The organism is Pseudoalteromonas sp. SCSIO 43210, from assembly GCF_054133285.1.
In genome coordinates this window covers 4,085,548-4,110,064 of sequence record NZ_CP087225.1, presented here as the reverse complement: position 1 = coordinate 4,110,064, position 24,517 = coordinate 4,085,548, and the positions used below count along the sequence as shown (strand labels likewise).

22 protein-coding genes are annotated in these 24,517 nt (G+C 39.5%); 12 read left to right on the top strand and 10 right to left on the bottom strand.

Features of this window, described 5'->3' with window-relative positions; all coding sequences use genetic code 11:
- The first annotated feature begins 396 nt into the window (after positions 1-396).
- Positions 397-1,365, top strand: coding sequence for a PstS family phosphate ABC transporter substrate-binding protein (locus tag LOS73_RS17980; RefSeq protein WP_007377489.1), 969 nt, complete (start codon positions 397-399; stop codon positions 1,363-1,365).
- A gap of 96 nt (positions 1,366-1,461) precedes the next feature.
- Here LOS73_RS17980 and LOS73_RS17975 read toward each other — a convergent pair whose 3' ends face one another.
- From LOS73_RS17975 to sfsA, 8 genes are all read right to left on the bottom strand, one after another.
- Positions 1,462-1,698, bottom strand: a complete 237-nt coding sequence (locus LOS73_RS17975; protein ID WP_007377488.1) for a hypothetical protein — start codon at positions 1,696-1,698, stop codon at positions 1,462-1,464.
- 32 nt (positions 1,699-1,730) lie between these two features.
- Positions 1,731-2,579, bottom strand: a complete 849-nt coding sequence (gene panC, locus LOS73_RS17970; protein ID WP_457934067.1) for a pantoate--beta-alanine ligase — start codon at positions 2,577-2,579, stop codon at positions 1,731-1,733.
- Positions 2,579-3,373 carry a 3-methyl-2-oxobutanoate hydroxymethyltransferase gene (gene panB, locus LOS73_RS17965; protein ID WP_008137984.1) on the bottom strand — a complete coding sequence of 265 codons (795 nt, stop codon included), beginning with the start codon at positions 3,371-3,373 and terminating at the stop codon, positions 2,579-2,581. The genes panC and panB overlap by 1 nt, the downstream gene beginning before the upstream one ends.
- A 30-nt stretch (positions 3,374-3,403) precedes the next feature.
- Positions 3,404-3,889, bottom strand: a complete 486-nt coding sequence (gene folK, locus LOS73_RS17960; RefSeq protein WP_033040306.1) for a 2-amino-4-hydroxy-6-hydroxymethyldihydropteridine diphosphokinase — start codon at positions 3,887-3,889, stop codon at positions 3,404-3,406.
- Positions 3,890-3,893: 4 nt separating this feature from the next.
- Entirely contained in the window at positions 3,894-5,315 is a 1,422-nt protein-coding gene (gene pcnB, locus LOS73_RS17955) for a polynucleotide adenylyltransferase PcnB (protein ID WP_007377484.1), read from the bottom strand.
- Positions 5,316-5,461: 146 nt separating this feature from the next.
- Positions 5,462-6,406, bottom strand: coding sequence for a tRNA glutamyl-Q(34) synthetase GluQRS (gene gluQRS / locus LOS73_RS17950; protein WP_007377482.1), 945 nt, complete (start codon positions 6,404-6,406; stop codon positions 5,462-5,464).
- A gap of 20 nt (positions 6,407-6,426) precedes the next feature.
- A complete protein-coding gene (gene dksA, locus LOS73_RS17945; protein ID WP_007377481.1) occupies positions 6,427-6,870 on the bottom strand; it encodes an RNA polymerase-binding protein DksA in 444 nt (147 codons plus the stop codon).
- Between the two features lie 304 nt (positions 6,871-7,174).
- Positions 7,175-7,894, bottom strand: a complete 720-nt coding sequence (gene sfsA, locus LOS73_RS17940; RefSeq protein WP_457934066.1) for a DNA/RNA nuclease SfsA — start codon at positions 7,892-7,894, stop codon at positions 7,175-7,177.
- A gap of 123 nt (positions 7,895-8,017) precedes the next feature.
- Between sfsA and pepB the strand changes: the two genes are divergently transcribed.
- Together pepB and LOS73_RS17930 are read left to right on the top strand one after the other, a co-directional pair.
- Complete coding sequence (gene pepB, locus LOS73_RS17935) at positions 8,018-9,313, top strand: aminopeptidase PepB (RefSeq protein WP_007377479.1); 1,296 nt, start codon at positions 8,018-8,020, stop codon at positions 9,311-9,313.
- Positions 9,314-9,502: 189 nt separating this feature from the next.
- Positions 9,503-10,069, top strand: a complete 567-nt coding sequence (locus tag LOS73_RS17930; protein WP_007377478.1) for a phosphoribosyltransferase — start codon at positions 9,503-9,505, stop codon at positions 10,067-10,069.
- A 286-nt stretch (positions 10,070-10,355) separates the two neighbouring features.
- Here the strand turns inward: LOS73_RS17930 and rdgC are convergent, their stop codons facing one another.
- Both rdgC and LOS73_RS17920 read right to left on the bottom strand, forming a co-directional pair.
- On the bottom strand, positions 10,356-11,279 hold the full coding sequence (gene rdgC / locus LOS73_RS17925; RefSeq protein WP_342863049.1) for a recombination-associated protein RdgC: 924 nt from the start codon (positions 11,277-11,279) through the stop codon (positions 10,356-10,358).
- Positions 11,280-11,363: 84 nt separating this feature from the next.
- On the bottom strand, positions 11,364-13,130 hold the full coding sequence (locus tag LOS73_RS17920) for an ATP-binding protein (RefSeq protein ID WP_007377476.1): 1,767 nt from the start codon (positions 13,128-13,130) through the stop codon (positions 11,364-11,366).
- A gap of 513 nt (positions 13,131-13,643) precedes the next feature.
- On the opposite strand from LOS73_RS17920, the gene LOS73_RS17915 reads away from it, so the two are divergent.
- The 9 genes from LOS73_RS17915 to LOS73_RS17875 all read left to right on the top strand — a co-directional run bounded on the left by LOS73_RS17915 (position 13,644) and on the right by LOS73_RS17875 (position 24,494).
- A complete protein-coding gene (locus tag LOS73_RS17915) occupies positions 13,644-14,009 on the top strand; it encodes a response regulator (RefSeq protein WP_188085272.1) in 366 nt (121 codons plus the stop codon).
- Between the two features lie 228 nt (positions 14,010-14,237).
- On the top strand, positions 14,238-16,655 hold the full coding sequence (gene thrA / locus LOS73_RS17910; protein ID WP_457934065.1) for a bifunctional aspartate kinase/homoserine dehydrogenase I: 2,418 nt from the start codon (positions 14,238-14,240) through the stop codon (positions 16,653-16,655).
- Between the two features lie 9 nt (positions 16,656-16,664).
- Complete coding sequence (gene thrB / locus LOS73_RS17905) at positions 16,665-17,600, top strand: homoserine kinase (protein WP_457934064.1); 936 nt, start codon at positions 16,665-16,667, stop codon at positions 17,598-17,600.
- Between the two features lie 11 nt (positions 17,601-17,611).
- On the top strand, positions 17,612-18,895 hold the full coding sequence (thrC, locus tag LOS73_RS17900; RefSeq protein ID WP_457934063.1) for a threonine synthase: 1,284 nt from the start codon (positions 17,612-17,614) through the stop codon (positions 18,893-18,895).
- Between the two features lie 268 nt (positions 18,896-19,163).
- Positions 19,164-20,420 (top strand): serine hydroxymethyltransferase, encoded by a 1,257-nt coding sequence (gene glyA / locus LOS73_RS17895; protein WP_008137971.1) that lies wholly within the window; start codon positions 19,164-19,166, stop codon positions 20,418-20,420.
- 254 nt (positions 20,421-20,674) lie between these two features.
- The gene (locus tag LOS73_RS17890) at positions 20,675-21,853 is read left to right on the top strand and encodes an IS4 family transposase (protein ID WP_457933648.1); all 1,179 of its coding nucleotides are present in this window, start codon (positions 20,675-20,677) and stop codon (positions 21,851-21,853) included.
- 220 nt (positions 21,854-22,073) lie between these two features.
- Positions 22,074-22,523 (top strand): transcriptional regulator NrdR, encoded by a 450-nt coding sequence (nrdR, locus tag LOS73_RS17885; RefSeq protein WP_002961761.1) that lies wholly within the window; start codon positions 22,074-22,076, stop codon positions 22,521-22,523.
- A 166-nt stretch (positions 22,524-22,689) separates the two neighbouring features.
- Complete coding sequence (gene ribD / locus LOS73_RS17880) at positions 22,690-23,814, top strand: bifunctional diaminohydroxyphosphoribosylaminopyrimidine deaminase/5-amino-6-(5-phosphoribosylamino)uracil reductase RibD (protein WP_457934062.1); 1,125 nt, start codon at positions 22,690-22,692, stop codon at positions 23,812-23,814.
- 26 nt (positions 23,815-23,840) lie between these two features.
- Positions 23,841-24,494: a riboflavin synthase gene (locus LOS73_RS17875; RefSeq protein WP_033032244.1), complete on the top strand. Its 654-nt coding sequence runs from the start codon at positions 23,841-23,843 to the stop codon at positions 24,492-24,494.
- Positions 24,495-24,517: the final 23 nt, after the last annotated feature.

Genomic DNA, 24,517 nt, shown 5'->3' with positions numbered 1-24,517 from the left:
TTTCTAGGGAGGGTTAACGCTTAGTTGCTCGGTTTTTACTTAGCTCACTAGGTTACAAACCTCGCGCCGCGATTTAATCGCCCCTAGATTGAGCAAATTTCAATCCACAAAGAACAACATGCCCTAATACTAATCCGCAATAATACTTAATCAATTTGAGGGATTAAACTTGGTGCTAGCTGCGTTAAAAATTTCTTATATATAACAACTAAATAACGAATTTTTTGCCTTGTTATCAACACAACTTTCTTATCTCAAAGTAGAACAACGAATTAAGCGAATTGGTATAAAAAGCAAAGTCATAAAAGTGTCACTTAATAGCAATCTAACTGTCATCTACTCACTTTAGAGTGGGCAACAGTTAGTAAATGAGACGAACAAACCGGGGAACCCGACATGAAATTTAAAAATTTAGTTGCCGCAATGGGTGTGGCTGTTACAACTTTCGTATCTGCGCAAGCAGTTGCACTAGATAAAAACATTCCTGAATATCAAAAAATTAGTGGTGTTTCAGGCAACTTTTCATCGGTAGGTTCTGATACTTTAGCCAACATGATGACGTTTTGGGCTGAAGAGTACAAACGTATTTACCCAAATGTAAATATCCAAATTCAGGCCGCAGGTTCTTCTACTGCACCACCTGCATTGACTGAAGGTACAGCTAACTTAGGCCCAATGAGCCGAAAAATGAAATCAAAAGAAATCGAAGCGTTCGAAAAACGTTACGGTTATAAACCAACAGAAGTGCGCGTTGCTATTGATGCGCTAGCGGTTTATGTTCATAAAGATAACCCAATTGAAGGTCTTCGTATTGACCAAGTAGATGCTATTTTTTCATCGACTCGTAAATGTGGAGCACCAGAGCAAGTTAACCGCTGGAGTGAAGTTGGCCTAACTGGTAGCTGGGCAGCAAGAGATATTCAACTTTACGGACGTAACTCGGTATCAGGTACTTACGGTTACTTTAAAAAGAAAGCATTGTGTAAAGGTGACTTTCGTAACAACGTAAATGAACAACCAGGCTCTGCATCGGTAGTACAGTCAATTTCATCATCATTGAATGCAATTGGTTACTCAGGCATTGGTTACAAAACGTCGGGTGTACGTACTGTTCCATTGGCTAAAAAAGGCAGTAATTTTGTTGATGCGACTCTTGATAACGTTGCTCAAGGTAAATACCCGCTATCTCGTTTCTTATACGTTTACGTGAATAAACACCCAAATAAACCATTAGCGCCTATCGAAGCACAATTTTTAAAAATGGTGCTTTCGCAAGATGGTCAACAAATTGTAGAAAAAGATGGTTATGTACCACTTTCGGCAAAGCTCGTAGAAGTAGAGCTTAAAAAGCTAGGTTTAAATTAATAAACTATAAGCAATAAAAAAACCGCTCATTGAGCGGTTTTTTTGTGCCTAAAATTAAGGGCCTGAAAGATAAACAGCTCCAAGTATTTTAAACGCTTATATACCACCTAATTTTTCGGCTTGTACTTTACACTGATTGTAGCTTTCAACACATTTGCCAGAGCATACTTGTTGCTTTAAGCCTTCGCCACTTGACTGCTGTTCACAGGTAGTTTCACATTGATAGTTTTGTTGAGCACACTGGTTAAGTTCAGGGCTTTGTATTTGGTTTTGACAACCAGCTAAAAATGCAAAAGTAAGGGCAACTACGCTTGTTTTTATTAAATTGTGCATGTTTAATCCTTAAAAATGGAGTCGCAATAATATTAAATTTCGACCTGAATATTGTCGATTAATCTAACATTACCAAAATAGGCAGCAGCTAAAATAACAAACTTGGTGTCTTTGAGTGTAGCAGTTTTTAATGTATCTTGTTGAGCTATCTCAAAATAGTCTGGCTTTAGACCAGCTTGCTCTAAGCTCTGTTTAGCTAAGCTTTCAAGTTTTACGAAGTCTTTCTCGCCACTTTTTAGCTGTTCTGCGCATGTATTAAGCGTTTTAAATAATACGGTTGCAGTCGTTTTTTGCTCTTCAGATAAATAACCATTACGTGAACTCATAGCAAGGCCAGAAACTTCTCGCATTGTAGGGACACCAATCACTTCAACCGGAATTGATAAGTCGCGTGTCATGGTTTTAATGACTTGCAGCTGTTGAAAATCTTTTTCACCAAAGCAGGCATAATCAGGTTGTACTAGATTAAATAACTTAGTAACGATTGTTGCAACGCCTCTAAAATGCCCTGGGCGTGAACCACCGCAATAGCCTAATGAAATGTCAGGCACATCGACAAAGCTTTGTGCACCAAGTCCGTTAGGATAGATTGTTTCTACGCTTGGAGTAAATACAATATCGGTTTCAAGCTCAGCAAGACCTTGTTTGTCTTCGTTAAGTGTACGAGGGTAGTTATCTAAATCTTCGTTAGCACCAAACTGCATAGGGTTTACGAAAATGCTCACAACCACTTTGTCGGCCAGTGTTTTTGCTTTTTCGACTAGCGAAAAATGCCCTCGGTGTAAGTTTCCCATGGTTGGTACTAATGCCACGCTAAGACCTGCTTGTCGCCATGCTTTAATTTGGCTGCGTAATGATTTTATTTCAGTGATTGACTGCATTATTTAAACTCGTGTTCAGCGCAAGGAAATGCACCGCTTTTAACGTCTGTACAATATTTTTGAACGGCTGCAGGCATATTGCCTGTTTCGAGCAAAAAGTTTTTAGAAAATTTAGGAATATACCCAGCTGAAATACCGACTAGATCGTGCATTACCAGTATTTGGCCGTCAGTTAGGCTACCAGCACCAATACCAATAGTTGGGATACTTAGAGCGTCTGTAATGCGTTTTGCCAATGCACTAGGAATACATTCAAGTACTAATAATTGTGCGCCAGCAGCTTCTAGTGCTTTTGCGTCATCAATCATTTTTTGTGCTTTGTCTTCTTCGCGACCTTGTATTTTAAAGCCACCAAATACATGCACTGACTGCGGTGTAAGGCCTAAATGCCCGCAAACTGGAATACCTTGTTGAGTAAGCGTTTTAATACTCTCGTAAAGCCATTCTCCGCCTTCAAGCTTAATCATGTTTGCGCCAGCGCGCATAAGCTCAGCTGCATTTTTACAGGTATCACTTACGCTTGAATAGGTCATGAAAGGCAGGTCGGCAATTACAAATAATTCACGACTACCAGCGCGCACACAACGTGTATGGTATGCGATATCTTGATTGGTTACGCCAAGCGTGTCATCGCCACCTTGAAGTACCATGCCCAAAGAGTCGCCCACTAAAATAACTTCAACGCCGTTATCATGAAATAACTTTGCAAAACTGGCGTCGTATGCCGTTAACGCAGTAATTTTGTTATTCTCTGCTTTCATTTTATTTAAAGTAGAAACAGTTATTTTAGACATAATATTCCTCGCAGGCTGAGCCTAGGTTAATTACAGAGGTAATTGTTGTAAGTCGTTGAGCGGTAAATTTTTTGCAATGGTTTTTAATGCAACGCCGCTAGGTAAAATAAGTTCAGGTGCAAGCTCTAATAGTGGATACACTACAAACTCGCGATTATTCAAACCATAATGAGGCACTGTTAAGCGCTGTGTATTTATGATTTGATCATCAAATAATAGGGTGTCTATATCAAGAGTGCGTGGCCCCCAACGCTCTGCTTTTCTAACTCGACCGTGCTCAAGCTCTATACTTTGTGTTAAATCAAGTAATTGCTCTGGCTCAAGGCTTGTTTTAATACATGCAACGGCATTTATGTAGTCGGGTTGATCTTGTGGACCCATAGGTTTACTGGCGTAATAATGCGATACGCTCATAAATTCACAGTGAGGCAACTTTTTAAGCGCAATAACGGCGTTATCAAGCTGCTCTTTTGGTGAGTTTAGATTTGCACCTAAACCCAAATAAACACAATGCATGGTATTACTCAGCAGGCTTTTTAGGTGCACGACGGCGTGTGCGCTTTCGTGGTTTAGGACCGCCAGGGTGACCTAGGTTCTTAACCATCTCTTTTTGGCCGTTAATGTCTTGGCCTAGATACTGTGTCCACCATTGTGCTAATTCGGTGTGCTGTGTTTCACCTGCATCAACACGTAATAACAAAAAGTCATAAGCGGCTTTAAAGCGAGGCTGTTGCGTTAGTCTGTAAGCGCGTTGCCCTGCTCGTTTATCTAAACGGTGCTGAATATGCCAAATGTCGCGAGCACCTAGTGTAAAGCGTTTTGGAACTGCAATGTGCTGAGCGCTATCGCTCAATACTTTATTCATTGCTTGAGCAAAAGCATCGTATTCAACGAGTTGCTCTTGTTCTTGAATTTCTTTAGTTCGTGCTAATAATGGAAACCAAAGTAGCGCTGCAAAAATAAATGCAGGTGTTACTTTTTTATCGGCATTTATACGTTCATCGGTGTTTTGAAACATTTGCTGAACAAGTGTGTGCTCTAGCCCACCAGGCTTTTTATTTAAAATGCTATCAAGGTCTGGAAATAGCGATTTAAATAAACCGTATTTACGCAGCATTAAAAAGTTAGCTTCAGCTTTACCGTTTAAAAACAGTTTAAGTACTTCTTCAAACAAGCGAGCTGGCGGAATGTTATCAAGCAAACTTGCTAGTTCTGTAATTGGTTTTTCGCTTTTCGGTGCGATGCTCATATCAAGTTTAGTGGCAAAACGCACTGCACGTAACATACGAACAGGGTCTTCACGGTAGCGAGTTTCAGGGTCACCAATGAGCTCAATTTGTTTGGCTTTAATTGCAGCTAAGCCGTTTGCGTAATCATGAATACTAAAATCATTGATTGAGTAATAAAGTGCATTGATTGAAAAGTCGCGGCGCTCTGCATCTTCTTCAATACTGCCAAATACGTTATCACGTAGTAATTGACCTTGATCGCTCGATTGGCTTATTTGGTTTTTATCTTCTGGCGCTTCGTGATGTCCGCGCATCGTTGCGACTTCTATAATTTCACGACCAAATACGATATGTGCTAAGCGAAAGCGGCGACCAATTAAGCGACAGTTTCTAAAAAGTTTCTTTACTTGATCTGGCGTTGCATTGGTTACTACATCAAAATCTTTTGGTTGTTGGCCCAACAATATATCGCGAATGCAACCACCAACTAGGTAGGCGTCGTAACCACCATCTTTTAAACGGTACAGTACTTTGATTGCATTTGGGCTAAATTGTTTGCGTGAAATACCATGCTCACCACGAGTGACAACAATAGGTTCACTGCTTACCGAAGCGCTTTTTGCACTGGTATTCGGGCCGATTATTTGTCGGCAAAATTGAAAAAGCTTGGAAATAATAGTCTGTCTCCTAGAAGGTGTTGATTGACTTGTCATCGCAATCAAAAATTACAGCAAATAGGGAAGTTATAACCCAGTACAAGCTGTTTAACGTAAATAGCATATATTTAGGCGGCTATCATATACCAGCAGGGTTTAAAAATTAAGTTGATGTGTTGAAATTAAGCCGTTTTTAGCGATTTTTATTTACTTAGTTGAGTAAATTGGATGGCTTGACTCGTCGGATGCTGAGAAATCTGTATTTCGGGAACGTGTGGCACCTGTTTTAAGCTAAAGTTTTTAACTCCCCAAGCGACTAATTGTTCAATATTTAAATCGATTAGATCAGCAATTACAGGTAGTCCTAAAAACTCAAATGCACTGATTAATGCAGGTTTTGGATTGTTTTTACTAATTGCGGGTGCATAATTTTGTTTAGACAGTTTAAAGCCAGGTTTGGCAACCGCTAAAGGTAAATGAGCAAATTCAGGTACAGGGCTGTTGAGTTGTTTAAACAAACTAATTTGCCGAGCAGTAGGTTCAATTAAATCTGCACCTCTTACAATTCGATTAATCCCTTGATCAATATCATCAACAACCACTACAAGCTGATAAGCAAATAAACCATCGCTACGTTTAATTAAGTAATCTTCATGGGCAAGGGGACTATTTACCGTTATATCACCTTGGATTAAGTCACTAAATTGAGTCGTTGGATGTTGTTGAACTAAGCGAAGTGCACCGGATTCAGTGCTGTGATCAAGTACTTTGCAATGCCCCTGATAAATACCACCAATGGTTTTTATTTGTTTGCGAGTACAGGTGCAACCATAAATAAGCTTTTGTTTTAAAAGTGAGTGGGTAATATCTTGATATAAAGGCAAGCGCTGTGTTTGATAAACAACCGGTTCGTCCCAGTAAAGGGCGTAAGCGTGTAAGGTATTTAGAATATCGGAGTCGGCATTTTTTACAACGCGCGTAGTGTCTATATCTTCGATACGGACTAACCATTTACCTTTGTTTGCTTTTGCATCAAGGTAACTACCCACAGCCGCCACAAGTGAGCCAAAATGTAATGGCCCAGAAGGAGACGGTGCAAAACGACCGCGATATTTACGCACTGGCGCAGTAACGGCTGTAGGAGACATAACTAATTAATAGAGGTTAATTAGCCGCGTCCAGATTGTTTTTCTTTGATTTCTGCAAGTGTTTTACAGTCTACGCATAAATCGGCAGTAGGACGCGCTTCTAAGCGGCGTATGCCAATTTCGATGCCACAAGACTCACAAAAGCCAAAATCATCTTCTTTAATCAGGTTAATTGTTTTTTCAATTTTTTTGATTAATTTACGTTCGCGGTCACGAGTACGAAGTTCTAAAGAGAACTCTTCTTCTTGTGCAGCGCGGTCAACTGGGTCAGGAAAGTTAGCAGCTTCGTCTTGCATGTGCGATTTAGTACGGTCGACTTCATTGCGTAAATCATTACGCCAAGCTTCTAAAATCGCTCTAAAATGTGCACGTTGTGCATCATTCATGTACTCTTCACCTGGTTTTTCTTGGTATGGTTCTAAACCGGCTTGAGCCAATAAACCATGTTTCTTTTGGTCTGGCATAACTCTCTCCTAAATCCTTAATTTAATGCCTCAGCATTAGCCGGCGGTATAAATAACAGAATCTTATACCCTAGGCAAATTTATTTTTAATTAATCGAATTAGCTTCAACCATGTTCACTGATCAAAAAGTGTATTAATAGTCTATTTACACTTTTATTAATTCATGTATTCGCTCTTTAAAACTTGCCTAGTTATGTGGGCAAAAGTTTTAAAAACAAGCTGATTTGTACAATTTAACAAGGACTATTTTCGAGTCTTTGTCATTTCAACAGTAAGACTAGTTTAATTGTTTGTATTTATACATTATTTTACAAATGCTATTTTTTTATGAAGCAAAACCTCATTTGCTGAAATCTTTGCTTTGTATGCTAATACTTCAACCCCCGCCACAATTGCTTGGCTTAATAGCATGGCGTACTTTTCATCAATATGCGCAGCTGCACTTACTGTATTTATTCCTTCATGCAAAACAGCAAACAGTAATACTGCTCGGTGACCTTGTTCGATCATTTCTATTAGTTCGCGAATATGTTTTTGTCCGCGCAGTGTTTGCGCATCTGGGAAGTAGCCTTGCCCACTTTGTGGTGCATCTTGGCTTAGTAATGTGACTGATTTAACTTCTACGTAGCAATCAGGTTTATTTTCGTCTGTGAGTAAAAAGTCTATGCGGCTATTTTCACTGCCGTACTTTACTTCGCTTTGCAATTGACTGTAGTCGAGTAGCTCGCTTATCACATTATTGTTTATTGCTTCTTCTACTACTTTATTAGCCACCGCTGTATTTACACAAATAAGCTGCGATAAATTATTTTGCGTAAGCTCTAATGATTGTGGGTATTTTCGTTTTGCGTTATCGCTCGTTGAATAAAAAGCAGCAAAGCCAGGTTCTGCGCAGCCAGTCATTTTACCTGTATTAGCACAATGGGCGGTAAATTCGCTGCCATCACTTAATTGTAAGTCAGCTAAAAAACGTTTGTAGCGCTTTAATAAGGTGGCAGGTTGCAGAGTTGGCGTGTACTTCATGATAAATTCCAAAGCGTAAATACTGCACAGCAGTGTGGTTTATGTTATTTATCTCAAGCTGTTGGGAACTTAAGCGCTCTATAGTAAACTCGGTGGCACATTTAAGTGCAAGGGTATTCTAACATGAGTGAAAAATTTGTTGTTCAACTAAGCGAACAAGCAGCAGCGAGTCATTGGGGCGATAATGCGTCATTGTCTTTTAACGAGCGCGGTGCAACTGTTCATTTATCTGAGCAAGACACATTAAAAAATGTTCAAAAAGCAGGCCGTACTATTGCAAGCCAAGGCGTTAAAAACGTTGAACTAGCTGGCGATACCTGGTGTACAGAAAGTCAGTGGGCTTTTTATCAAGGTTTTGTAACACCAAAATCGTTAAACGGTGTTGAGTTTGTTGATAACGCACAATCAGATATTAAAGAACTTGCTCACTTAAAAACGTCAGCAATTTGGGCACGTGAAATGGTTAATGGCACTGCCGATGACATTTATCCTGAAAGCCTTGCAGAAAAAGCGGCTGAGTTTATTCAATCATTAGCGCCTGAGCATGTAAGTTACCAAATTATTAAAGGCGATGCCTTACTAGAGCAACAATGGATTGGTATCCATGCTGTTGGTCGTGGCAGTGAACGTCCACCAGTATTGCTTGAGCTTGATTACAACCCAACAGGCGACGAAAATGCACCAGTAAGTGCTGCGCTTGTAGGTAAAGGTATTACGTTTGACTCAGGTGGTTACTCAATTAAATCAAGCGAAGGTATGCTTGGTATGAAGTGCGACATGGGCGGCGCTGCAACTGTAACCGCAGGTTTAGCATTGGCTATTAACCGTGGTATTGAAAAGCGCATTAAACTGTTTTTATGTTGTGCTGAGAACTTAATTTCGGGCCATGCATACAAATTAGGTGACATTCTTACTTATAAAAATGGCACGACAGTTGAAATTGTAAACACTGATGCTGAAGGTCGCTTAGTACTTGCTGATGGCTTAATGGCAGCAGGAGAGACTGGCGCTCCACTTATCATTGATGCAGCAACACTAACTGGAGCAGCGCTTGTTGCTGTTGGCCAAGAGTACAATGCTTTATTTGCACTTGATAAAGAACTTGCACGCGAAGTTGAAAGTTTTGCATCTCAAGAAATGGAAGCTGCTTGGCCACTGCCTCTTGAAAAATGGCATCAACAAAACTGCCCGTCTCCTTATGCTGATACGGCAAATAGCCGTGCACAAAAGGGTGGCGGTTACGGCGGTGCATCAAATGCGGCTGGCTTCTTATCACGCTTTGTGCCAAACGACGGCAAAGGTTGGGTACACATAGATTTAGCCGCTGCGTTTAACATGGGCAGCACAAGCCAGTGGGCAGCGGGTGCAACTACTCAAGGTATGCGTACAGTTGCGCGAACTTTACTAGAAAAAGCATAGTATTTACTAAATTTATGCTTTTTATACTTTGAATGAATAGGCACCACTTGGTGTCTATTTTTTTGTACGTGAAGCAAGCAATTTTATTTCATTTGCGGTAAAATCCGTCGCCAATACCTGTTTGAGTTTAATTTCTGCTTAACTCTAAGCTGCGCTCAAGCGTTATATCCACCACTGGGGTTTCTAATTATGTCAGATAAGTGCTACATCACAGCTCAACAACTGCTTGAAGATTCGTTCCGCGTAGCGGCACAAGTATACCAAGATGGCTTTCGTCCTGATTTTATTATTGGTATTTGGCGAGGTGGTGCACCGATCGGTATTGCTGTTCAAGAATATTACGATTACAAAGGCATTGAGACTGACCACATTGCAGTACGTACTTCGTCTTATTACGGTATTGGTAAACAATCGAAAGAAATTAAAGTACATGGTTTACATTACATAGTTGAAAACGCGAATGCAGGCGATTCATTATTAATTGTTGATGATGTATTTGATTCTGGTCGTAGTATTGTTGCATTAAAAGAAAAACTTTCAGAGCTTATGCGTTTAAACTTGCCACGTGATATTCGTATCGCATGCCCATATTACAAACCAAAAAACTCAAAAGTAGATACAGTGCCAGATTACTATATTCATGAGTCTGAAGAGTGGTTGGTGTTTCCGCATGAACTATCGGGTTTAACACCAGATGAAATTATTGCAGGTAAATCTGACCTTGCAAAAATACATGATATTTTGCTAGAAAAGTAAGATTCATAAGTAATACCAACCTGCATAAATCTTTGATCAATTTAACGAATTAAATTGCACTATAACGTCGTTAAAATTTTTTATTTAGAACAACTAGATACAAAAATTTTTGCCTAGTTCTAGCGTAATTTACTTAACGTTAAATAGGCCCCATATATAAGCAGATTGGTATAAAAAGATAAAATAAATACGCCGTTCATTTTAAATGAACGGCGTATTTATTTCTGGCAATTAGCTATTAATACGAAAGTTTGCCTTTGCTCTTAGAATATTAAAGAGTTCTAAGTTAGAGTTCAGGTTTAGTTAAATCGTCAGAATCACCTAAGCCAAGAGTAAGTTCTTCAAGAAGTTGCTTAATCTCTTCTGATGACAAAATAAAGTCAGCATCTAGTTTTACAGCCATATCTTCTTTTGGGATATCCGCATTTTCTTCTTTTAATGTTTCTGAGTAACTTAAGCGCTTAATAGAGCCATCATTTTGTAGCATGAACTTAACGCGTTCTTGCCAATCTAGAGCAAGTTTGGTTACGCGTTTGCCACTTTCAAGATGTGATTTAACTTCGTCACACGACAAGTCATGACCTTTAAGCTTTACCTGTGCTCCGCTGTCATCTGCTTCTTCAAGTTCTGCGTCTGAGCCTATAGCAAAGCCTTCTGGTGTACTAAAGTTAGTTAACCAATCAGTTAAAAATACATCCAAGTCGTAGTTTGCAAATGCAGGTACTACTGGTAATGTACCAAGTGATTTACGAAGCAATGCAAGTAGCTCTTCGGCTTTATTAAAGCTGCCACTATTAACAACTACCCAGCCATTTTCTTGGTCAATAAATGCAAATTGTAAGCTCGATTTTTTAAATGCTTGAGGTAGAAGAGCATGAAGAATGTTTTCTTTTAATTCGTCTTTTTCTTTTTTCTTAACTGGACGGTTTTCTTCAGCTTCAATTAAGTCAATTTTTTCAGCGACAAGTTCATTAATAACTGATGCTGGTAGTACCTTTTCTTCACGTTTAGCGCAGACTAAAATACTTTTTTGAGAAAAATGCGATAGTGTTTCACCGTGCTTTCCAAATGCTTTTGTCCAACCAAATGTAGAAAGCTCCTGGCCTGTACATGGACGAAATAAATCTTGCTCTAATGCTTTGTCGAAATCTTCTTGCGTGTATGAAACGTCTTGTTTAAAGCGATAACATATAAGGTTACTAAACCACATAGGGGTACTGATCCATTTGAAAAATTTGCACAATCATAACAATAAAATCACTATCTCGAAATGCTTGATTTTATTCCTGCCAATTTAATTCTGATTAAAAATAGGCAGGGGTTTAGGCATGTTTTTAGGGAATTGTATATGGTAGTGCAAACCCTCACCTGGTTCGCTAATCGCTTCAATTGAACCACTTAAAGTTTGTTTTACTAAATTGAACATTATATGTGTACCAAGTCCACTACCGCCTTGATCTCGCTTTGTTGTGAAAAAAGGGTCAAACAGCTTTTTAAGTTGTTGCTCTGTAACACCGCTCCCATTATCTTTATAATCAATAGTTAAAAATGTTTCGTCGCTGGCTATTTTTATATCTATAATGCCGTTGTTTATATTTTCAAAACCATGAATTAGCGAGTTCATTATTAGGTTAGTGAAAATTTGGCTTATTGCCCCCGCAGGTAAATTTAAAACTAAGTCATCAGGACATTCTAGCTGAAGTTTATGAGATGTTTTTTTGAGCTTGGGATGAAGTGAACGGATCACCTCGTTCACGTAGTCTTTAAAATTGATCGTTCTTACTGCATCACTTGCCTGATCTACGGCTATTTGTTTAAAACTAGCAATTAGTTCTGAGGCTCTATCAAGGTTAGTTGTAAGCAAACTCGTGCTTTGCTTTGCGTCATTAATGAACTCTTCAAGGGCTTTCGGCGAAAGCGTTTTTTCTTTATAGGCGGCTTCAAGCTGATTTAAGCGTTCTTGTAAAAACGAAATTGCAGTCACCCCAATTCCTATAGGGGTATTTATATCATGAGTTATCCCCGCAACGAGTCCCCCTAATGCAGCCATTTTTTCAGTGCCAAGTAAGCGCTCTTGTGCAAGACTTAATTCTTCAACATAGCGTTCTAGTTCAGTTTGTTTTGTTAACAGCTCTTGCTCTGTACTTCTACGAAGATCAACTTCGTCAGTAAGTACAATTTTTTGTTTTTCTAATTCATATTTTTGCTGCTGTAGATCCATCATTGCTTGGCTTAAATTTGATGTTTTACGTGCTACATCTTGTTCTAATTGAATGTTATGTTGATCTAGCTTCTCATTACTAATAATGAGTTCTTTTTGTGCTTGCTCGAGCTCTAGACGGTATTGGACTACTTTATCTATTAATTTATTAAACGATTGTTCCATAACGTTGAGTTCATTATGTTCCTCCGTTTCGATTTCTATATGTTGCCCTTCAAGTTCGTCTAGTTCGAGGTTTTCTATTTGATCTGTTAGCTGAGATAAAGGGTCTGTGAGTAACTTTCTAAATGCCATTAGAAATAGAATGATTAAAAAAGTAGTTTTAATCATTGCGTTACCAATCAAAAAGTAGATTGAAACCATGATTCGACTAAAAACGACTTCACGACTAGAAAATAACGTCACATCGCCAACTTGCGTTGCTCTGCCTGAAAACTCAAAAATAAGCGGAAAAGTATAACCAAACAAACCAGACTTAGAGTCCTCTAACATGACTTCTTCTTGTACTAGCTGTTGGCTGTAAAGTTTATGTATATCGAGAGAACGGCCGAGTTGCGAAATTACTTCACCACTATCATCACGGACAATAATACCTTCAATCATAGGAATAGCTAACAGACCTTCTGCAGTTGTTATGGTTTGCTTTATATTCAGCTCCCAAATAGCACGGGTTAGGCTTCGGCTGAAGGTTTTTTGTAAAGTAGTTAGCTCGTCTCTTATATAGTCCTTAGTGTTTACATATTCGGCAATAACTTGTCCGCAAGTGACCACAAAGGTAAGCAAAAAATAGACCGATAGCACACTGGTCAGCAACTTTTTAGAAAGGCTTTGTTGTAACATAAGTGATTTATGGTTCCTTGGGTTGAGTTAAATAACTGCGGTTTATATAAAAGCTAGTCAATAAAGGCGTAAAAATAAATAAAAATTAATTTTTACTTATTAAAAAGTGTTAAAAGTCGGAAGTGTATCTCAGATATTTAACTTTCCCCCCTTAGTTAAATAATGATTTCTGTTAATGTAATCAAAATTTATTTTCTGATTACATTGAGTCTTTAGCTTTATTTTACTTCGGCATGTTTGATTTTAAGCAAGGAATGCATAACCAGATCCCGACATTTTTACTAAGCGGTTAGGTTACAAACTTTGTACCTGATTAGCTACCGAAATGAGCATGTTTAGTTATGTAAGAACAATACGCCTAGTACTATAGTTTATCGTAGGGTGAAAATTTAAGAGTAAATAATTACCATTACTTTGTTTGCTTATAAAGAGACCGTGATAAGATAAAATAAAGTTGCTATGGATAGCTGTTTTTTAACAAATTTAATTATGCTTAATACAGTAGTAAATATTATGAATTTTTCTATTTTAGTATGTGATGACTCAACCGTGGCTCGTAAGCAAGTTATTCGATGTTTGCAGCAATGTCTTGATGCAGATATTCAGCAAGCAATAAATGGCGCACAAGCTATTGAGCTATTAAATACTCATAATTTTGATTTGTTATGTTTGGATTTAACTATGCCTGAAGTTGATGGAGTTCAAGTGCTTGAGTATATCAAAGCTAATAAAATAGAGTGTTTTGTGCTCGTCATATCGGCAGATATTCAAGACAAAATGAAGTTACGAGTTACTCAATTAGGCGCTATCGATTTTATAAATAAACCAATAGATAAAACCCGCATGAATAATATTTTGCATAAATTTGGCATTCATTAGGTTTTTTTATGTTCAAAAAGGCTGTTTTATCTTTTAATTTGGGGTTGACAGCATAGCCTTTGTTAAGGCAGTCTTAACCTATGAAAACAATTAATCGCGTACTGACCATTATTATTACAACCACCATTCTTACTGGATAGTGGCATAGGTCGGTGCAACAAATTTAAAGGCCTGTGTTCACTTAGAACACAGGCCTTTTTTCGTTTTATGGGATGAGGAACATAAACAATGCGCGTTTTAAAATTTGGAGGCTCGTCGCTTGCCGACTTTACTTGCCTTCAGCAGGTAGCTCAATTAGTTAAAGCACAGCTAAAAGATGAAATGTTATTGGTGCTTTCTGCTCCAGGTGGAATGACCGATTCATTAGTTGCGTTAGCAAGTGAGGCAGAGCAAGGCTTAGATTTTTCGCAGCAATGGCAAGCATTAGCTAGCCGTTGTGAAGGCTTAAAAGCTGACGTTGAAAAAAGTGGCGTAGTAGTTACAAGCTGGCCAGACCTAAGGGAACTTAAAAATAAATTAGATGGCGTGTCGCTTATACAGTGTTGCCCTGATCAAGTTCGCGCATTTGTAATTAGCTTTGGAGAGCGCGTTAGTGTTTCTTTAATGCAGGCTTTATTGAACTCGCAAGATGCAAGATACTTAGAAGCAACAAGCTGTATAGCTTCAACGGGTGGCTACATTGATGCAGAAGCGGATTTAGTGGCAAGTAAAGCGCGCTTTCAAGCTGTGCTTAAAGAAAACCCTGCAACTATTTATATCATGCCTGGTTTTACGGCGAGTAATGATAAAGGTGAGCTTACAACGCTTGGCCGTAATGGTTCAGACTACTCAGCAGCTATTGCTGCGGCATGTTTAGAAGCTGAGATTTGCCAAATTTGGACTGACGTTGATGGCGTATATAGCGCTGATCCTCGTTATATTAAAAAAGCCACTAAAGTAGATTTTTTATCTTATAAAGAAGCGATGGAGCTTTCTTACTTTGGTGCAAAAGTACTTCACCCTAAAACAATCTTACCGTGTGCTAAAGCAGGCGTGCCATGTGAAATTAAAAATACGCATAACCCAGACGCACAAGGCTCATTAATTGGTAACGATTATTCATCTGATGAGCCCGTAAAAGCGCTTTCTAGCTTACAAGACCTTGCAATGTTAACTGTTTCAGGCCCTGGCATGAAAGGTAAAGTAGGCATGGCGTCTAAGGTATTTAACGCGCTTGCTCACGATAACGTATCAATTGTATTGATCACGCAATCATCATGTGAATTTAGCATTAGTTTTTGTGTGCACGAAACAGACCTAGCACTTGCACTCGATGCGCTACAAACTGCATTTGAGCTTGAATTACAAGCAGGGCTTATTGAGCCTGTACAAGTGCAGCGCAATTTAGCCATTGTTACTTTAGTGGGCGATAACATGCGCGCACACCGTGGTTTAGCAGCTAAGTTTTTTGCATCGCTTGCACAAGCGCAAGTAAATATTGTGGCAATTGCACAGGATTCTACAGAAAGTGCTATTTCTGCGGTAATTGATGGTGAGTTATGTAATGACGCCGTAAAAATATGCCATGAAAACTTTTTCACACATGTGCCGTCAATTGATGTGTTTTTACTAGGTTGTGGCTTAGTAGGGCAAGAGCTTATTAATCAGCTTGAACGTCAACAAGCTTGGCTTGAAAAGCGTAATATTAAACTCAACTTGTACGGTGTTGCTAACTCTCGTCAATTACACCTTGATAACGAAGGCATTGCTTTTAGTGATTGGCAGCAAAAATTAGCCTCATCTGAGCAAGCATTTGATTTAAAGGTAGTAGAGCAATTTGTTAAGCAAAACCACTTAGTGAATCCGGTATTAGTAGATTGTACATCTTCAGATGCACTTGCTGCGCAGTATGTAGACTTTTTAAATGCAGGCTTTCATGTAGTTGCTGCTAATAAAAAAGCGACAACAAGCTCATACACGTATTACCAAGATTTAATTGCGGCAACGCAAAAGAATAATCGTAAATTTTTATACGAAACAAATGTTGGTGCAGGCTTACCAGTTATCGATAACTTGCAGTCATTATTTGGTGCCGGTGATGAGTTATTAGAGTTTAGCGGTATTTTATCAGGCTCACTTTCGTACATGTTTGGCGCACTTCAAGATGGTTTATCACTTTCTGAGGCAACTATTAAAGCCAAAGAAAGCGGTTTTACTGAGCCAGACCCTCGTGATGATTTATCGGGTACCGATGTAGCACGCAAGTTACTGATCATTGCTCGTGAAGCCGGCATGAAGTTGGAGCTATGCGATATCGAAGTTGAGTCAGTATTACCACAAGGTTTTGCACAAGGTGATAGCGTTGATGAGTTTATGGCAAAACTACCAAGCCTAGATGCTGATTTTAATGACCGCATTCAAAGTGCTGCGAGCGAAGGTAAGGTACTTCGTTATGTAGGTACAATTAAAGAAGGTCACTGTAAAGTAGGTATTGAGGCTGTTGATGAAAAACATGCCCTTAATGTAATTCGCGATGGCGAAAACGCGCTGGCTATTTTAAGCCAATACTACCAGCCACGTCCGTTTGTAATTCGTGGTTATGGTGCAGGCTCTGAAGTAACAGCAGCGGGTGTATTTGCTGATATTTTAAAAACACTATCGCGCTAGGAGCTCGTTATGATTGAAGTATATGCTCCGGCGTCTATTGGTAATTTTGCAGTGGGTTTTGATGCACTTGGCGCAGCGCTTGCGCCAATTGATGGTAGTTTATTAGGCGATGTAGCTGTTGTAAGTGCAGCACCAAGTGACGAATTTATTTGTACTGGCGACTACGCTCACAAGTTACCAAGTGATGCGAATGAAAACTTAGCGTACCAGTGTTTAGTGCATTTTAGAGCGCATGTTGCGCCTAATATGCCAAGCGTAAAGCTCGAGCTTAAAAAGAATTTACCAATTGGATCTGGACTTGGATCCAGTGCATGTTCGGTAGTGGCTACCTTTGCAGCTCTTGATAAGTTTGCACAAACTAACTTGAGTCAGGTTGAGCTTATTGAGCTTATGGCTGACTTTGAAGCTGTGGTAAGCGGCGGTCGTCATTACGACAACATCACGCCATGTTATTTAGGTGGTTTGCAATTAACAGGTGATTTAATCCCTGATAAATCGATTGCACTGCCTGTTGATGATAATTGGTACTACGTTGCTGCGTTCCCTGGTTTTTCACTCAACACTGCAAAAGCGCGCTCGGTTTTACCAAAAGAGTTGAGCATGCATGCAAGTGTTGAGTTTGCACAGCGTTTATCGGCATTTAGTAGCCTACTGTTAACTAACCGTTTTGACGATGCGCTAAGCATAATGAAAGATGAAATAGCAGAACCTTACCGCGCACCGCTTATTAAAGGCTTTAGTGAAGCTAAAGCAAGCTTGCCATCGCTGGGCGCTGAAATAGTGAGTATTTCGGGCGCAGGACCCACCTTGTTTAGTGTATGTAAAACACTTGAAGCTGCACAGCAATGCGCGCAGTGGTTAGAGGCAAATTACATTAACGAGCAAGGCTTTTGCCACATTTGTAAATTAGATAACGACGGCACGCGTCAATTAACAGTTTTATAGGATAGGTAGTCATGCAATTACATAATTTAAAAGATAGCTCACAAAAAGTGTCGTTCGTTGAAGCCGTAAAAACAGGTTTGGGTCGTAATCAAGGTGTGTTTTTTCCTGAAACCCTTGCCCCACTGTCCGATGTTGATGCATTGCTTGATATGGACTTTGTAACACGCAGTGGCAAAATATTATCTCATCTAATTGGTGATGAGCTACCAAGCGACACTGTGGCACAAATGGTTAAAAATGCATTTAACTTTCCAGTTAAGCTGGTGGAAGTTGAAGAGAATACATACTGCTTAGAGTTGTTTCATGGTCCTACGCTTGCGTTTAAAGACTTTGGTGGTCGCTTTATGGCAGAGTGTTTGGCGCAATTTAATAAAGATGAAAAAGTAACTATTTTAACCGCAACATCGGGCGATACTGGTGCAGCTGTAGCGCATGCTTTTTACAATAAACCAAATATCGACGTAGTAATTTTATATCCTAAAGGCAAAATTTCACTTGCTCAGCAAAAGCTATTTACTACGCTAGGTAACAATATTCATTGTTATGCAGTTGAGGGCAGCTTTGATGATTGCCAAGAGTTGGTTAAAAATGCCTTTTTAGATGAAGAAGTTAAATCAACACTTGGGCTTAATTCTGCTAATTCAATTAATATTAGCCGTTTAGTTGCTCAGGTTTGTTATTACTTTGAGGCCATTGCACAACTACCAAAAGAAAAACGCGCAAAAGCGCATATATCAGTGCCAAGTGGCAACTTTGGTAATGTATGTGCTGCAATGATTGGTGCGGTTATTGGCTTACCTGTAGGTAAATTAAGTGCAACAACCAACCAAAATGATACTGTGCCGCGCTTTATGCTTGATAAAACGTGGACGCCAAACGCAACACTTGAGTCGCTTTCAAATGCAATGGATGTAAGTAAGCCAAACAACTGGCCACGTGTGCAAACAATGTTAGATAATAACTGGTTTAGCTACGATAACTTTTATTCAACTAGCGTAAACGAGCAAGACACGCAATCGGTGATGAAAAAAATTCAACAAACGGGTTATGTTGCAGAGCCTCACACTGCTATTGCGTACCAAGGTCTTGTTGAAAATCGAGCGCCTGGTGCAGCGGGTATCTTTTTAGCGACCGCTCACCCTGCTAAGTTTAAAGAAAGCGTGGAGGATATTTTAAATATTGAATTGGATATGCCAAAACCACTTAGCGATGCATTAGCAAAACCATGTCTAGCAAGCGATATAAACGCCGATTACGACGCATTACGTACAGAAATACTTGCAAAGCTAGGATAATAAAAAATAACAATTGAAGCGGCTATGGCCGCTTTTTTTATAAATTATAATTCAAAAAAGAGAGGCTTTCATTAGCTAATTAAATGTGAAAAATGAAATGCATTTAAAATAGTTATGTACTTATTAAAAAATATCATCTTAAAAAGTCTGTGAAATAGTTTCAATCCCTGTTTAAATATCCTCAACTTAAGAGCGTAGGCAAAGAGTCGTTTAAAGCGTACAATAAAGCCTCTAAAAAACACCATACACGTTGCCCTAGGAGACCCCAATGTTAGAACGTAGCATGAATATTTCGGATTTTGATCCAGAGTTATTTGACGCAATCACTAAAGAAACTGCTCGCCAAGAAGAGCACATTGAACTAATTGCATCTGAAAACTACTGTAGCCCACGTGTACTAGAAGCACAGGGTTCACAGCTTACTAACAAATACGCAGAAGGTTACCCAGGCAAACGTTATTATGGCGGTTGTGAGCATGTAGATGTTGTTGAGCAATTAGCAATTGACCGTGCTAACGAATTATTTGGTTCTGACTACGCAAACGTACAGCCACATGCTGGTTCGCAAGCAAACGCTGCTGTTTTTCTAGCGCTATTAGAAGCAGGCGATACTGTATTAGGTATGAGCTTAGCTCATGGTGGTCACTTAACTCACGGTTCTCACGTAAGCTTCTCTGGTAAGCTTTACAATGCAATCCAATACGGACTAGATGAAGCAACGGGCGAAATTGATTACGCACAAGTTGAAGCACTAGCACTTGAGCACAAACCAAAAATGATTATTGGTGGTTTCTCAGCGTACTCAGGTATTGTTGATTGGGCTAAATTCCGTGAAATTGCTGACAAAGTAGGTGCTTACCTGTTTGTTGATATGGCTCACGTTGCAGGTTTAATTGCGGCAGGGGTTTACCCAAGCCCAGTTCCTCATGCACATGTTGTAACTACAACTACGCATAAAACACTTGCTGGTCCTCGTGGTGGTTTAATTATTTCTGCATGTGGCGACGAAGCAATCTATAAAAAGCTTAACAGCGCAGTTTTCCCTGGTGGCCAAGGTGGCCCTTTATGTCACGTTATTGCAGCAAAAGCAGTGGCATTTAAAGAAGCGCTTCAACCAGAATTTAAAGTATACCAAACACAAGTTGTTAAAAACGCAAAAGCAATGGTTGCTGTAATGCAAGAGCGCGGCTACAAAATCGTATCTGACAAAACTGAAAACCACTTATTCCTACTCGATTTAATCGATAAAGATATTACTGGTAAAGATGCAGACGCAGCCCTTGGTAACGCTAACATCACAGTTAATAAAAACTCAGTGCCAAACGATCCACGTTCTCCATTTGTAACATCTGGTTTGCGTATTGGTTCTCCTGCAATCACTCGTCGTGGTTTCAAAGAAGAAGAATCAAAAGAGCTTGCTGGCTGGATTTGTGACGTACTAGATAACATCACTGATGAATCTGTACAGGCGCAAGTTAAAGAAAAAGTTAAAGCAATTTGTGCAAAATTACCTGTATACGCTTAATTGCATAAGCAGCAGTAATTTAGATCACATAGGCTAGGGCGTGTTGACCTTTCGTGGTTGAATTTGCAGCAGACTGTTTGGTATTTGAGCAAGGCAGAGCCTATGAGGTGTGGTATTCCCCATAAATAGGCGATAACGCAGCATAAATGCCAAACATGCGCTGCCCTTTGGGCTGACGAATCCCCAAAACGTGACAGGCACAGCAATTTATGATCTTATGTAAATCACCACAACCCACATAAGTCACAACTGCTATGCCTGACACATCAGTTTGCCATAAGTACTTTAAACATGCATTAGCGCCATTCAATAATGCCAGAGTAAAAACATTACTAAGCTGCAGTAATGCATTAATTTCGGGCAATAAACTTACCTTAACTGAAATCGGCAGAAATTTGTCTGGCGCTGTGGATGTAAAACATAAAATAAAACGCGTTGATCGCTTCTTAAAAAATACTCACCTCTACAATGAAAGGGTCGCTATCTATAAAGCATTAGCTCATCCTATTATCGACTCTTTACCAATGCTTGCAATTGCCGTTGACTGGAGCGGTGCCTGTGGTCACGACTATCACTTACTGCGAGCAAGCTTACTTGTGGATGGGCGCTCTATCGTGATTTATAACATGATTGTTGAGCAGAAGAATTTTGATAGCCCAGCAACCAACAGCCTGTTTTTAGATGAACTTTATGAAGTGCTTGGACGACATCCTAGTGTCTATATTGTAACAGACGGCGGCTTTCTTACGCCTTGGTATAGTAAAGTACGCGAACTTGGTTGGCATATGATAGGTCGATTAAGAGGCTCAATGAAGTGTAAACTAGCCATGCAATCACAATGGCATACATTAAAACAACTTAGGGCTGGTGCCAGCGATATACCAAAGGCGTTAGGTCAAGCAAGACTAACTCAGTCCAGCCCGACAGCATGCGATGCATTTTTACACGTATATCATGGAAAAAATAAAGGAAGAAAAGGAAAAAGCAGATTTACGAAAGATACAAAAATGTATCAAAACTTAGCGAAAGAGCCATGGTTACTCGCGACATCAGACAATACAATGACGAGTAAGCGAGTAGTTGGTTTATATAGTAAAAGAATGCAAATAGAGCAAAATTTCCGCGATGACAAAAGTTTGAGATATGGTTTTTCGTGGCGTTTTAGTAAAAGCACCGGCATAAATAGAATAGGAATATTATGCTTGATAGCCACAATAGCGAGCACTGCGTTATGGTTTATAGGGTGTGAAGCAGAAAAAAGAAAGTGGCATATAAACTTTCAAGCAAATAGTGTTAAGAATCGCCGAGTTCTTTCATTTTTAACCTTAGCCAAGCAAGTCATAAAGCTATGTAAGAGACGTATTACACAAAGCTATATAGAAAAAAGTTTAAAAAACTTTATTTTTAATTATCAAAAAGAGGCCGCTGGATAAAGTGGGGATCCCTCAGCCCTTTGGGTTCTTTCTAGGGGCGATTAACTCTTTGTTACTCGGTTTTTACTTAACCCGTTAGGTTACAAACCTCGCGCCGCGATTAAATCGCCCCTAGATAGAACAAATTTAATCCTGAAAGGTCAACAGGCCCTATTTTTTTGCTAAGATAAAAGACCGCTATTTAGCGGTCTTTTTTGTTTTAAAACGGAAGTACCGAGCTATGCATTGTCCATTTTGTACTGCAAAAGATACTAAAGTTATTGACTCACGCCTTGTTGGCGGCGGCCATCAAGTTCGCAGGCGGCGTGAGTGCAACGACTGCCACGAGCGCTTTACTACATTTGAGGGCGCTGAACTGGTTATGCCTCGTGTTATTAAACAAGACGGCAGCCGCGAACCATTTAACGAAGATAAATTATTAAATGGCTTAAATCGCGCACTCGAAAAACGCCCAGTAAGCACAGAGCAAGTAGACGAAGTAGTGAATATAATAAAATCGCAGTTGCGTGCTACAGGCGAGCGAGAAATTTCAAGCCATTTGGTTGGTGAATGCATTATGGAAGCCCTCAAGAAGCTCGATAAAGTAGCGTATGTAAGATTTGCCTCTGTTTATCGCTCGTTTGAAGACATACGTGAATTTGGCGAAGAAATTGCCCGCTTAGGGGAGTAATACCAATTTTATTAAAAATATGATCATTCTATCGCATTAAATAGCGCACTCACTGCGTTAAAAATTATTCATATAGAACAACTATATGTCATAATTTTAGCCTTGTTATTGCGCTATTTTCTTAGCGCTATAATGGACCACTTATTTAACGCAATTGGTATAATAAATGCTTAACCAAACTACTTTTACTGAACATGACGAAATGTATATGGCACGTGCCATAGAACTTGCCAAAAAAGGCCGGTTTACTACCACGCCTAACCCTAATGTTGGCTGTGTATTAGTTAAAAATAATCAAATAATTGGTGAGGGTTTTCATCAATTAGCAGGTCAAGGTCATGCTGAAGTAAATGCACTGGCAATCGCTGGAAAAAATGCACAAGGTGCAACGGCTTATGTAACGCTTGAACCGTGTAGTCATTATGGGCGTACGCCACCGTGCGCTGAAGGCTTAAAAAAGGCGGGCGTAGTAAAAGTAATTGCCGCTATGGTTGATACAAACCCACAAGTTGCAGGTAAAGGCCTTAAAATATTGAGCGACGCCGGTATTGACGTTGCTTATGGGTTACTTGAATCACAAGCGCGGGCACTTAACGTTGGCTTTTTTAAGCGTATGGAACAAGGCTTACCTTATGTGACCTGTAAAATGGCAGCAAGTATTGATGGTAAAACAGCGCTTAAAAATGGGCAAAGTAAGTGGATCACAAGTCCTGCTGCTCGACAAGACGTACAATTATACCGAGCGAAAAGCTGCGCTATTTTAACCGGTGCCGATACCGTGTTAGTCGATGATGCTAAACTTAATGTGCGACTAAGTGAGCTGCCTTGCACACTGCCTACTGATTTGCCGCTTCGCCAGCCCGTGCGTGTTATAATTGACTCTCAAAACCGTTTAACACCTGACCTTGCTTTATTTGAAATCCAAAGTGATGTAATTATATTTACCATTAAGGTTGATAAATCATTGCAATGGCCGCATTTTGTAAAGCATATTGAAGTCAGTGAAAGTAACGGTAAAGTTGATTTACAAGCCGTTTTAGAAAAACTTGGGCAACTGCAGTTTAATAATGTTTGGCTTGAAGCTGGCGCAACACTTGCTGGTAAAATGACAGAGCTTAATTTAGTTGACGAGTTTGTTTTTTATTTAGCGCCTAAACTAATGGGCCATGATGCAAAAAGTTTAGTTAATTTTCCTGAATTGACGAGTATGCAAAACACCGTTGATTTAACATTTAATGAATGTGCGCGCATTGGTGACGACTTACGTATCACCGCGTTAAAAACTCATTAAAATCACTTAATAAAAAGAGTAGCGCTATGTTTACTGGGATAATAGAAGCCACAGGCAAAATTGCTTTATTACAAAAAAAACAAGGCGACTTAGCCATTCGTATCCAAAGTGCTGACCTTGATATGAAAGACGTAAAGCTAGGCGACAGCATTGCAACCAATGGCGTTTGCTTAACCGTAGTTGATAAACATATTGACGGTTTTAGTGCTGATTTATCTAACGAGACGATTGGTTTAACCGGTTTTGCTCACTATGCTTTAGGGCAAACGGTGAATCTTGAAAAAGCCATGCAACCTGTTTCGCGTTTAGGCGGTCATTTAGTATCTGGCCATGTTGATGGCATAGCAACGATTACAAGCATTACAGCAAACGCTCGAGCAACAGAGTATTGGCTTACAACCGAAGAAAATTTAATGAAATACATTCCTTACAAAGGTTCGGTATGTATTGATGGTATAAGCCTGACAGTAAACGCTGTAGAAGGTAATAAATTCAAATTAACAATTGTCCCACATACGAGTGAGCAAACCACAATTGCTCATTTTAAAGTAGGCACTCAAGTTAATTTAGAAGTCGATCAAATTGCACGTTATTTAGAGCGCCTTATAAAAGGTGCAGAGCAACCAACGGGCTCTGATATTTCGATGAGCTTACTCGCTAAAGCGGGTTTTATTAAATAACGAAACTGATAACTTACACGAGC